12 protein-coding genes and 1 riboswitch are annotated in these 12,749 nt (G+C 28.9%); of the genes, 11 read left to right on the plus strand and 1 reads right to left on the minus strand.

All coding sequences use genetic code 11. From position 1 onward, the window contains the following. Positions 1–50 precede the first annotated feature (50 nt). A complete protein-coding gene (locus BUA82_RS08040; RefSeq protein WP_073006453.1) occupies positions 51–812 on the minus strand; it encodes a DeoR/GlpR family DNA-binding transcription regulator in 762 nt (253 codons plus the stop codon). Positions 813–1,465: 653 nt separating this feature from the next. Between BUA82_RS08040 and BUA82_RS08045 the strand changes: the two genes are divergently transcribed. From BUA82_RS08045 to BUA82_RS08095, 11 genes are all read left to right on the plus strand, one after another. Next, on the plus strand, positions 1,466–1,699 hold the full coding sequence (locus BUA82_RS08045) for a DUF1858 domain-containing protein (protein ID WP_073006455.1): 234 nt from the start codon (positions 1,466–1,468) through the stop codon (positions 1,697–1,699). Between the two features lie 54 nt (positions 1,700–1,753). Then, positions 1,754–3,061, plus strand: a complete 1,308-nt coding sequence (locus BUA82_RS08050; protein WP_073006457.1) for a DUF438 domain-containing protein — start codon at positions 1,754–1,756, stop codon at positions 3,059–3,061. Between the two features lie 217 nt (positions 3,062–3,278). Then, entirely contained in the window at positions 3,279–3,674 is a 396-nt protein-coding gene (locus BUA82_RS08055) for a hypothetical protein (protein ID WP_143148597.1), read from the plus strand. A 307-nt stretch (positions 3,675–3,981) separates the two neighbouring features. After that, complete coding sequence (locus BUA82_RS08060) at positions 3,982–4,167, plus strand: hypothetical protein (protein WP_073006461.1); 186 nt, start codon at positions 3,982–3,984, stop codon at positions 4,165–4,167. 261 nt (positions 4,168–4,428) lie between these two features. Further along, positions 4,429–4,511, plus strand: a riboswitch (cyclic di-GMP riboswitch). Positions 4,512–4,908: 397 nt separating this feature from the next. Continuing rightward, the gene (locus tag BUA82_RS08065) at positions 4,909–5,631 is read left to right on the plus strand and encodes a hypothetical protein (RefSeq protein WP_073006464.1); all 723 of its coding nucleotides are present in this window, start codon (positions 4,909–4,911) and stop codon (positions 5,629–5,631) included. A 335-nt stretch (positions 5,632–5,966) separates the two neighbouring features. Beyond that, positions 5,967–7,655, plus strand: a complete 1,689-nt coding sequence (locus BUA82_RS08070; protein WP_073006466.1) for a sensor histidine kinase — start codon at positions 5,967–5,969, stop codon at positions 7,653–7,655. Positions 7,656–7,826: 171 nt separating this feature from the next. After that, positions 7,827–8,447: a response regulator transcription factor gene (locus tag BUA82_RS08075; RefSeq protein ID WP_073006468.1), complete on the plus strand. Its 621-nt coding sequence runs from the start codon at positions 7,827–7,829 to the stop codon at positions 8,445–8,447. 74 nt (positions 8,448–8,521) lie between these two features. After that, positions 8,522–9,697: a signal peptidase I gene (locus BUA82_RS08080; RefSeq protein WP_073006470.1), complete on the plus strand. Its 1,176-nt coding sequence runs from the start codon at positions 8,522–8,524 to the stop codon at positions 9,695–9,697. Between the two features lie 419 nt (positions 9,698–10,116). Further along, positions 10,117–10,716, plus strand: a complete 600-nt coding sequence (locus BUA82_RS08085; RefSeq protein ID WP_073006472.1) for a hypothetical protein — start codon at positions 10,117–10,119, stop codon at positions 10,714–10,716. Between the two features lie 184 nt (positions 10,717–10,900). Then, positions 10,901–11,641 (plus strand): hypothetical protein, encoded by a 741-nt coding sequence (locus tag BUA82_RS08090; protein ID WP_073006474.1) that lies wholly within the window; start codon positions 10,901–10,903, stop codon positions 11,639–11,641. Between the two features lie 77 nt (positions 11,642–11,718). Then, positions 11,719–12,402 carry a hypothetical protein gene (locus BUA82_RS08095; protein WP_073006475.1) on the plus strand — a complete coding sequence of 228 codons (684 nt, stop codon included), beginning with the start codon at positions 11,719–11,721 and terminating at the stop codon, positions 12,400–12,402. Positions 12,403–12,749: the final 347 nt, after the last annotated feature.

Consider the following 12,749-nt stretch of genomic DNA (forward strand, 5'->3'; position numbering starts at 1 on the left):
ACATAAAATGTCAGCACCCCTGGGGTGGCTCCATATAGTTCCAATACCTTTTATATAACTTGTATTTTATAATCTTCCAATACGCTTAGTGTCTCAGTATCAGGTAGCTTTTCGGTAATTATGGCATCTATATCATCAATTTTTGCAAATTTATAGTTTCCATCAGAATTGAATTTTTTATTTTCCATTACCAAATAGGACTTTTTGCTTGCCTCAATGATAGCTTTTTTTGTAATGCCATCTTCTATGTCGAAGGTAGTGATGCTTTTATCATAAACATCTAAACCACAACTTCCCAAGAAAGACATATCAAATTTGTATTTAGAGATAAGCTCTATAGTGGATGCGCCGGTAAAGCCATCCATTTGTTTGTTTAATACTCCCCCGGTTAAAACTACAGTGAGATTATGGTTTTTTGATAGTACATGTATGGCTTCAATCATATTGGTAATTAATGTAACATTCTTGGTGCTCTCTGAAAGAAGCTTTGCCAGTATTATATTGGTGGTGGATATATCTAAAAATATAATGCTTCTATCTTGGATAATATCAAAAGCTTTTTGTGCAATTAAGTTTTTAGCAGGAATGTCCATTTCTTTTCTAACTAAAATGTCAGATTCATGAAGTGAATCTCTTACTTTTACTGCTCCGCCATATATTTTTTTAAGGAAGCCCTGATTCTCTAAGTGTTTAAGATCTTTTCTTATACAGTCCTCTGTTACATTGAATCTAGAACTTAAATCTTTAACTTTTATTTTACCTTCTTTTTTTAAAATTTTATTGATTTCTTCCCATCTTTCTTCAGCAAACATATAATACTCCTCTCCGTAATTACTCAAGCATTATTATAATTATATATTATTAATTATCACTTTCATAGCATCAATAGTAATCAATAAAAAAGAATATGAATTTTTTCAAAAAATCATATATTTTTAGTTGCATTTACCATTTGAATGTTGTAAAATAAGATTAAACAATAATAAACAATATAAAACCATAAAAAATACAACTCAAACAATTACAACTAAGATTACTTAAGTGCTTTATTTATTAAAGTACAAAAATCTATAGCCTGTCCTAAAGGCTATAGCAACAAAATTTTATTAATATTATCTCCTCTTACAAAAATTAAGTATAGGGTAATTCTTTATAGAAACTTGATTAAATATATAAGTGCATGCCATGATGCATTTATGATAAAAGTATTTAGCTTGTTTCTATCATTGAAGCCTCATATACTTAATTTTTTTGCGTAAATATATTCTTAAGTTAGATAATTTTCTGGTAAAATTACTAATTTAAAATGTGATTTAAGTCACATATTAAATACTTATATTGAAGGATAATAAGTTCAAGACAATATATTATTAGGTTTTATGAATAGTGTGCAGTAAGAAGTAAAGTTTTATAACTACATAGGATATATGAGGATAAAATAACAATACTTAGGGGATGAGTTTATATGAAGTATGTGGATCTAAATGAAAGTGTATATGTGATGTGCAGCAACTATCCAGAAATAAAGAGTATTTTAAGAGAGTTAGGGTTTGACCATATAACTAATGCAGTTATGTTAAATACTGTTGGAAAAAGAATGACTATACCTAAAAGTGCATTGATGAAGGGAATAGAGTTAAACATTATTATTGAAAGATTAGAAAAAGAGGGTTATGAAGTAAAAGGTGATATCAAATAAGTAATAATATTTACTTAGTTTAAAATCTATATGAGGGATATAGGAGGTAATTTAATGAGCGAATTAATAAATAACAGGGAAAAGAATAATGAAATTATTAAAAGACGGCAAGAGATGCTTAAGGAGATTATACTGAAGCTTCATGAAGGAAAGGATGTAAAATCGGTTAAGGAGCAATTTGCAAGTCTTATAGAAGGGGTCTCAGCTAATGAAATTTCTGTTATGGAAGCAGGGCTTATAAAAGAAGGAATGGCTATAGAAGAGATTCAAAGACTTTGTGATGTACATGCAGAGGTGTTTAAAGGTTCTATAGAAGAAATTCATAAGGTTTTAAAAGAAGAAGAAAAAGAAGGGCATCCTGTTAAGGTTCTAAAGAAAGAAAATGCTGCTATTGAAGATTTAATTAACAAATCTATATTGACTAAAAGCCATAAGCTTATGAGTTATAATCATGAAAGTGACTTATTCAGTAGAAAGGTAGAGCTTCAAGAAGTAAAGCTAAACTTATTAGAAGATATTAACCTATTACTTGATGTTGATAAGCATTATAGCAGAAAAGAAAATATACTATTTCCTTACATGGAGAAATACGGTATTACTGCACCTCCAAAGGTTATGTGGGGTGTAGATGATGAGATTAGAAGAGAATTAAAAAATATAAAATCAATGCTTCAAAGTGAAGATATAAATGTCCTCAAGATAAATGAAAATATAAATAATACTTCAAAAAAGATAGTGGAAATGATTTTTAAAGAAGAAAATATAATGCTTCCTATGCTTTTAGACACTTTAACAGAGGATGAATGGATTAAAATTGCAGAAGACAGTGATGAAATAGGATACTGCATAGTAAGTCCATTTAAAAAGTGGATACCAGAAAGAAAAACTAGGATTTTATTAGATGATAATAAGATTGAAGAATCAAAAAAAGCAGAGCTAGAAGCCAATAATATAATCAATGGTTATGTAAATCTGGGCACAGGGATATTAAAAATTGATGAATTAAAAAATATATTAAATGTATTGCCTTTTGATATAACTTTCATAGACAAGGATGATGTAGTAAGATATTTTTCTCAGTCAGAAGAAAGAATATTTCCAAGGACAAAATCTGTTATTGGACGTTCTGTGCAAAACTGTCATCCACCAGCCAGTGTTCACGTTGTAGATAAAATATTAAATGACTTCAAAAGTGGAGTCAAAAGTAGTGAAGATTTTTGGATAAGTCTTAAAGGAATGTTAGTCTATATTAGATATTTTGCAGTAAGGAGTCATAGTGGAGAATATCTAGGAACCTTAGAAGTAACTCAAAATATTAAGCCTATTCAAGAACTTACCGGTGAAAAAAGATTGATGTCTTAAACACTAAATGGAAGAAGATGTAACCACCCCTGGGGTGATGACATAAAATGTCATCACCCCAGGGGTGGTTATATCTATTAATAGTTAATATTTGAACAAAATAAAAACATTATAGAAACACTTTAATGTTATTGAAAAACATTGCCTATTACTGTAAAATTTAAATAATAATAGCTAATAGTAGTTTTTTATTATATTTATTTTTTGGAGTGATGCTATGATGAGTGTTCAAGAAGAGGTGGAAAAATCTCTTTCAATCTTCAAAAACTTTTATGACTTTATAAGAATTGTGGATCCAATAAAGAAACAAGTGATTTATCCCGAATATGAAAATAAGGAAGAAATAAATGTTTGCTACAAATTTTGGGATAAGGGGAAAAACTGTAATAACTGTATATGCTTTAGATCTTTGATTAAAGACGATACTTTTTTAAAGATAGAGTCTAAGGATGGCAAGGTTTATATGATTACTTCCTGCATCTTTAATAAAGATAATAAAAAATATGTATTAGAACTTATAAAAGACTTATCAGATACAAGATATTTGATAGATGAGGATAAAAAGCTAAGATTAGAATTATTAATAGAAAAGATTAATGATGAATTATCATGACTCTATAATAAGTGATTTACAAATAAAGGGTTTATGTATATTATCATTGGAATTCAAAATAATACATCTATTTAGTTACTTTAGCTTATAGAGTTACAAGTTTAATTGAATAACTATATTTGTTATAGTAAGAGGTAAATATCACTTTGAAACTAACAATTTTAATAATAATTGGGACTTTACTGAGGTTATGGATATTGTTTAAAAGATTAGTGAATTGCAAACTCAAAGCTAAAAATTTGTTTAATAACTTCAACAAAATCATTTAATATTAAACAACTATGGTAGAAGTATCGGGGGTCACATTATGGAGGATTTGGATAAAAAGCTGTTAAGCTTAGATAAACATATATCTGAAATTAGAGATATACTTAATGAAATTAGTATTACAGAAGAAGAAGAAGACGCAAGGTTAATGCTGAGTGAGTTTTTGGACGAGCTTATAGTTACATACATGAAGACATTACATGAAAAGAATAAAGAATTATCATGATAAGTGGTGAAAAATAGGTATGCCCCTGGGGTGCTTCCTTTTTGTGGAAGTACCCCAGGGGCATACCTATTTATTGACAGCTGGCATTGCAATTAGACAAAAGGTGAATGAATTGTTCCAAGTAATATGTATATAAAAGGTTGATAAAGGAGTAAAATGTAATCTTAATTATGTGGAAAACAATCTTCTTAATTAGTATAATATTAATGTAATGGTAAATAATGTAATATAAGTAGAGAATAAAAAGTATAAGTTATGCAAATTTTTAATGGAGTGATGAAGTATATTCTGCATATGGTCACTTGGGATGTACGGAACTAATAGTGAATCCACCCATTCGGCATTTTAAATGCTGGATGGGTTTTAATTTTATCCCATAGCTAACCCCTCCTAATACCCCCACTTCTTCAAGTGGTGACATAATGAGAGCTAAACTCCTGGATAAGTTCTTCTAAGCTTCAGATGGAGGCGTATCCTTTTAAGCAAACTCCACCTAAATTTTAGAAGAACTTCATAGAAAACCTAATTCAATAAAGCACCAAATACAAAATGCCTTAAATGTAATAAAAACCCACAGGTGAAACCCCAAGTTCAATAAAACCTATTAAATAGTAAAGCTACAATATATTCTATAATTTAAAAATGTATAAAAATAAAAAAGTTATATTACAAATAATAATAGAATAATATTATTTTATGAATGTTTTATAAATTCATAAATAAGAATAAAGGGTGTTAAAAATGAAAAATTTATTTAAAAGGTTATCCTTGTTTGTTTTAAGCTTACTATTTATTTTTGGATTAAATGTTTTTATTGCAGGGAATGGTTCTTTTATTGATAAAGTAGATTTGTTTAAAGCTACTAAGGTCTTATTTTATATAGCAAATGCTGAAGAGGAAAAGCCTTCGAAAGCTTATTTTCTTAATGATAGAGGGCAGGTTAACGAATCTATTTTTACCAAAGAAGATGTTTTATGGCCTGGAAGAAAAATAGTAAAAGACTTTTATATAGTTAATAATAATGAGTTTATCTTTAATATTAAAAACTTTAAAACTAATGGCAGTATTACATTAAATAATAATAAAAATCTGACAAGTAATAATTCTGCTTATAAAGATTTTGTAGACAATGTTAATGTGAAATTGTATATGGAAAATAAGGAGATTTTTAATGGCAATGCAGAAGAGTTTCTCAATATGGAGATAATTAATGAGAAGATAATTGTTATGGCAAAGGACAAGATGAAGTTCAGCATGGACATAAGTATGAGTGAAAATGCTAGCAATGAAAGTATGGGAATTAGTTATATGTTTAAAATTCTTGCCAATATTAATGATGAAGATACAAGCACATCAACTTTGGTAAAAACTGGATCCCTGATTAACACAAAAATTTTAACTATTACTGGAGCAACTTTTATAATCCTTGGATTTATCATATTTTTAAATAAAAAGTTAGATTGATATACTGCCTTTTAATAACGGATAAGGCTTATTTACCCGATAGTTAATCGCTCCTGGATAAGTTCTTCTAAGCTTCAGCTAGAGAGGGGATTCCTTTTAAATAAGTCCATCTGAAGCTAAGAATCACTTGATATTTGGTATAAGCTCGTCCACTGGTGTTATATAGTTATCATAAGAATTCATAAGACTTATTTATATTTGGTGTAACTTTATAGCCAGAAAAGTTATTTGTTATTTTATAGTTATAAAAGCATATTAATCAATATTATAAGTAAAATGCCATTCGTTTAAAATATACAAAAATTCAAAAATATATGTAAATGGAGATGTGGAGATTGCTAAATGGTTTTATAGATAAGATATGTGAAGTGAAAAGATTAGATAAAGAATCAACCTTAATATATATTTATAGATACTTTTCATTGATTATTTGTAACATTTTTTATTTAATAAGCGATTTAGGAAAATCCTTTAAAATTAAATTGTTTGTAGTGGCCTCCATGACTTTAGCGTCTATAATAATGAATAACTTATTTGCTAAAAATAGAGATTCTCAAGGAATGATGAAAGTGCTAACTTCATTAGATATACTTGGCAATATATTGATACTAATACCTACAGGTGGTCTTAATAGCCCTTACATATGGTATTCATTTAATACAGTGCTCATTACCAGCAGTTTTCTAAATATATGTTATACAACATTTATCATAACATCCTATATTATTCTTTCCTCAGAAATTTATTCTTATATTACTTTTGAAAAATTTTCAAGTATGCTAGATATCTTAAAAAAGAATCATAATTTTATTTTAGCATATCTCCTAATTACAGGGGCAGGCTATGAACTTTTCACATTATTGAAACAGCTTAATGTAGAGAGGGAAAATCTTTTAGTTATGAATAAGGAACTCAATGCTGCAAATTCTAAGATAAAGGAATCCATAGATCATATGTTAGCCTTGTACAAAACGGTAAATTATCTTAATCACCAAAGTAATATTAAAAGTATTTCTAAAGTTATCATAGAGTATTCCCAAAAGATAATTAAAAGTGAAAATGTGTTTTTGTTCTTAATTATGGATAATAATTCTCAGTTTTTTGATTTTTCCGGAAATGAGGAGTGGAAGGATGAAATACTAAAATACATACAAAATAATTTGCTGATTAAAGACAATACAAAAAAAGTATCATCCTTTAATTTGCAGGGTAAAAAATTTATATGTTCAATTATTAATACTTCTCAAAATCAGTTTGGATTTTTAGGCTTTCAGGTGGATAGTATTGAAAACAATAAAGAATATAGACAAAACTTACTTCAAGGGAATTTTTTATCGGAGCTATGTACTCTTGTATTAGAAAAGATGAATTTAGAAAAAATAAATAACCATTTGATAATTTCTGAAGAAAAAAATAGAATTGCCAATGACATACACGATGGGGTTTGCCAAAAACTCTTTTCCATATCCTGTTCTGTACAAACTTTAAAGAAAAAATTATCTCCAGGAAATGAAGGACTTAGAGAGGATATTGATATTATTAAAGAATTGCTTTCTACTTCCATTAAAGAATTAAGAGAAACTATTTATGGACTAAGTTGGAACAAGTTTGCAGAAGATGTATTTATGGTGGATTTAAAAGAATATATAAATAATGTTTCAAGAATTTGCAATATAGATATTCAATTTATCACTAGGGGCAATGATGAATTTTTAGATGTGAACTCTAAGATTGCAATTTACAGAATAATTACAGAAACAGTGAGTAATGCTATGAGGCATGGGAAAGCAAATAAAGTAATTATAGAATTAGAGATGCTTAAAAAAATCACATATCTTACTATAAAGGATGATGGTGAAGGATTTCAAGTTCAAAGTACTTTGGATGCTTCAAGAAAAGGTCTAGGATTAAATAATGTTTTCCAAATGGTAAACTCACTAAATGGAAGTGTTAACATAGAAAGCCAAGAGAAAGGAACTACCATTAAAGTAATAATCCCTAGAGTGTTAAACTTTGCTTCATGAGTTAATGCTATAGAAGTTAATGTTTCATAAGCAGATGAAAATTTTTAATACTCATATTCACTTAGTGATAGTGAAAAGTGAATTGTGAAAAGCATATTGATTGATAAAATTTACTGAATAATTTTTCGGAAAATCTAAAAAATTATTCTTCATATATGGGAGGAGAGGAGTATGAATTTATTAATTGCAGATGATCATCCTATCGTTAGGAGAGGTATTAAGTCTATGCTTTCTTTTGAAGAAGGAGATTATAATATCTACGAATCTTCAAATTTAAGTGAAACTATGGAAGCTATCAAAAGGCAAAGCATTGACTTGGTATTGCTAGATTTAAGATTAGGCAATGACAACGGTATGGATATAATCAATAATGCTAGGAGTGTAAAACCCCGGGTAAAATATTTAATTTTATCTTCTTTCATATCTGAACTGGATTTTATCAAGGGTGAAAATTTAAATGTAGATGGATTTATGCTTAAGGATGCCTTTGCAGAAGATATAGTATATGCTATAAAAACTATTATGAGAGGGAGAAAATATTATGATCCCACTATAATGAATTACAGCAAAAATTTTGAGAAGGAATTAATGGGTAAAAAGCTCACCGAAAGGGAAAAAGAAATACTTTTAGAGATAGGAAAAGGAGCAACAAATGGTGATATTGCAAGTAAGTTCTATTTATCTGAGAGCACTGTGAAAAAGCATGTGAGCAGCATATTATGCAAGCTTAATTTTAGCCATAGAGCTCAGGTAGTATATTACTTGAACAGTATAAAAGGTGGCTGGTATTAAGGTAAGATAACATCTAGATAATATTATAGGGCAAAAAGTAAGGATTACAATAAACAAAAGGCGGTATAAATATAATGAATAAAAGATTTATAAATATAACCATATTTATTGGAGTTTTGTGCATATATATTTTAGATAATTTACCATATCTGAATATAAATAAAAATATTATGTATATTTATGTGGCTAAGCCAGTTATTTGGCTGCTTTTTTTTGTGATAATTTTGTTTTTACCTAAGGCAAAGTACAAAACAAAAGCAAAGTATAAACAATTTTTAAGAGGATGGGTTTTATATTTAGCAGCATTTTATATGGCTTTAAGGGCTTTTGGAGGGTTAATACATGGTTTTGGAAAAAGTCCCTATAATCTAAGTTTTTTAGGTATTATTCAAAATTTATTTTTGTTCATCTCCGTGCTTATAGGAAGAGAAATTGCTAGAGGATATTTAGTAAATAATCGAAGGAAGAAAGATATAAACATTAATCTTGTTGTTATAACTTTCTTATTTACTTTAACTAGTATCCCTTTGAGCAAGGTTATAAATATCCAAAATTCTTTAGATTTAATAAGATTTATTGGAGAAGAGGTATTACCTCAGATATCATTAAATATATTTGCAACTTATTTAGTGTTATTAGGGGGACCAGTACTTAGCATAATGTATATAGGTATAACTCAAGGAATACAATATATCAGTCCAATACTTGGAGACTTAAAATGGATCACTAGCGCTATAATAGGCATTTTAGCACCTATATTTAGCTTTATGTTTTTGCAATATGCTTATCTAAAAGAGTCTAAGGAGATAAAGATTAGAAATTTTAAAAAAGAAAAGCCCTTAGGATGGATTATAACTTCCTTTATTTCCGTCATGATTATATGGTTCTTTGTAGGGGTGTTTCCTTTGTACCCTTCAGTAATAGTTACAGGTAGCATGATGCCTATGATTAAGCCAGGAGATATGGTAATTGTAAAAAAAGTGAAGCCTTCAGAGGTGAAGTTAGGAGAGGTAATTCAATATAGACAGGATGATATTTACATATTTCATAGGGTGGTAGATATTATGGAAGAAAAAGGTGAAGTGGCCTATCAAGCCAAAGGAGATAATAATTCCGTACCAGATGCTGATTTGGTACCACCAGCAATGATAAAAGGTAAGGTGATAAAAGTAATACCTAAAATAGGCTGGCCTACTTTGCTTTTGAGGGATAAGAGGAATGATGTGGATAGGGAAAAAGTAGAATTTTAATAAGAGGGTTGCCCTAAAACTAGGACGACTCTTTTTTATTAAGAGTAGATGGAATAAATGGATTAGGAAAAATTTTAGATAAGTGAAGGGAGTCTCATTAAGAAAGAAGTTCCATAAATCTCAGGCGTTAAATATATAAAAACCTATAGATAAGTGAGTGCAACTTTGGACAAGAAACTGTAGGAGGAAATACATGTTTTGAGTATTTATTATAGAAGACCATAGCACTAAAGTACCATTACGAGGGGTTATTTAGTATAGTAAGAATCTATACTTAAGTTCATAGAAAATAATACCTTAGAGTGAAGAATTTACCTAATATTATCAATATAATTGTAATTGTGAAAAGAGCTAGAAGAGTTTTTTCAGCTGTATTTCAATAAAAAAAATAAATTTTTAATTCGAAAGGGGTATTTTTTATGAAAAAGGCAAAAGCATTAACAGCTGCCATAGTGGCTGGATTAATTACAGTGGGAGCAGGCTATGCGTGGTGGACAGACGCATTAACTATTAAAAACACAGTTAATACTGGAGACTTAAATGTTAAATTCACCGAAGCCAGAGTAGCAGATTATTCTGGTGGTTATGTAACTAGCGTTGTTAAGCCAGTACAAGATAAACTTATAGAATTCTCATTAGAAAACATGTATCCAGGTGCTCAAGAGACATTATATGCAAGATTTGATAATACCGGATCTATTCCCGCAGTTGTAGACAAAGTTAATTTCACTTCAAGTTTTCTTAAAGGAAACAATGTTAATATGATTAAGCTTGATGGAACAATAAAAGTATATGATAAAAACAATGTAGTACAAGCAACTTACAAATTTAATTCCACTGCAAACAATTTTGGTAAGGACTTACAAGATATAATAGGAGGTAAATTAAGGGTTGAGCCTCAAGGATATGTAAAATTTGAAGGAATGAATATAACCTTAGACAGCAATGCTCCTGATGCTTACGAGAAGGATACTTTAAACATGAATCTAGGATTATCCTTTAAACAACACAATCAATAATAAACCCTTTAATAGAGTGAAAGCTTCTTTTTATAAGAGTTACCATAAATTAGGTGTAATATTTTAATAGTAAGGATTCATTTCGGTTTAAAGCTATTAGAATAACAATAAGTAGAGGACATTATTTAATTAGTTAAAGTCTCTGTTCAAATAAAATAAAAATAAATTATAGAGGTGTAAAAACATGAAGAAATCAAGAATTATAGCATCAGCTTTATTAGCAGGGGTTATATTTATAGGTGCAGGTTACGCTGCATGGATAGATAATTTAAATATAAAAAGTGCAGTGAAAACTGGAGAATTAAATGTAGAATTTGTAGATACAGCAACCTTATTAAATCATAAATATCCTTTTGGTAAGGAATTAGAGCTAGGGGATAAATATGTTAAGTCAGAAGTTAAGATGCAAGATTCTAAGACAGTTACAGTTAAACTTGATAATTTATACCCTGGAACCGGGCTTTTGTATGCTGCAAGGTTTGATAATAAAGGAACTATACCTGCAGTTATAGATAGAGTTGAAGTTAAGTTTACTAAGGATAATCAGCTATTAAAAGATAATTTAGTGGTAGTAGGGGGATTTGTTCAACAGAGTGATAAGGGGAAAATAAAAGATGGATATATATTTCCAACTTTAAAGGACGGACTTTTTAGAGACAAAATATATTTAAAAGATCTTCAATATAACCTTAACAAAATGCTTGAAGGAAAAAGATTAGAACCAGGTGATTATATTACCCTAGATATTCCAGAAGAACTAAAACCTGAAATAGTCAATGTATTAGATGAAGAAGAAATAAAGGGCTTTAATGCTGCCGAAGATAATTGCGTTATTATGGGATTACCTTCAAAGGTAGGAAATAATCTAAAAAATCAAAGCGCAGAATTTGAAATTAAACTATATTTCAAGCAGCATAATCAATAGAGCTTTAGAGCTATAGTATAGATTTTAAGCCTATTTTGATAATTCCATCTTTACTATAACAAAGGGGATAGGGCTACATGAAAAAGGTTCGATTTTTATTATTGATTATGACTCTGGCTCTTATGATGTCCGGAGTAGGCTATGCAGCTTGGAGTGAGAGCTTAAGCATAAATAGTATCATAAGGACAGGAGAATTGGATGTTAGATTTGTAGAAGACACTACAGGTCAAGGGGGTAGGGGTTCAGAATATGTCATACCTTCTATGAGAATTGTTGATAAAAATGAAAAGAGTCACAAAGTTGAAGTTTCTTTGGATAATATGTATCCAGGTTCATGGGCAATGTTTAAAATAAAAGGTGTAAATAGCGGTACCATACCAGCTAAATTTGAAAAAGTTAAGGTGGAATTTTCAGGAGATAAGAACCTACTCAGCTATTTGACCTTCCAAGCAGGAGTTTCCATAGATACAGATGGGGATGGAAAGTTTGACAAAGTAAGTGATTTTAAAGGTGCTTTATCAGACCTGGAAAGCCTTTTTAACAAATCTATAGAAAATGAATTAAAAAATACCGCCATGAACCCTAAAAACAGCGGAACTTTTGTTCTAGGAGTTCCTTTTGAGAAAGCTAATGATATAGAAAAAAAAGGTATAAAGGATGATTATATAATTATTAGAATGGATGAAAAAGCACCTAACGATTTAAAACAAAAAATCCTTAATTTTAACTTAGATATAAGTTTTAAACAATTTAACAAATAGATAGAAAGTCAATAAAGCAAAGTATTATTAAATTGCTACGGATGATTCGTCCAATTAAATTGAAATATTATTTAATGGTTGATGATGATTTAAACAATTTAACTAATAAAGAGGATTTCATATTATATGAGATTTAAGTTAAGAAGTCAGTAGTGAATTTTAAAGTTAATATTTTAGTTTAAAGGTTTAAAGAGCGGAGTATCTTCTGCTCTTTAATTTTGAAAAAATTTATATTATACAGTAAAAAACAAGCTATATAAGTGCATACGAAAAATTTGGAAAATGTTTTTGTAAGTTTATACATTATATGGAAAAAAGCATGAGATAACATTATAATATATTTAGGG

The sequence above is a fragment of the Clostridium amylolyticum genome, assembly GCF_900142075.1.
GTDB classification, from domain to species: domain Bacteria; phylum Bacillota; class Clostridia; order Clostridiales; family Clostridiaceae; genus Clostridium_AA; species Clostridium_AA amylolyticum.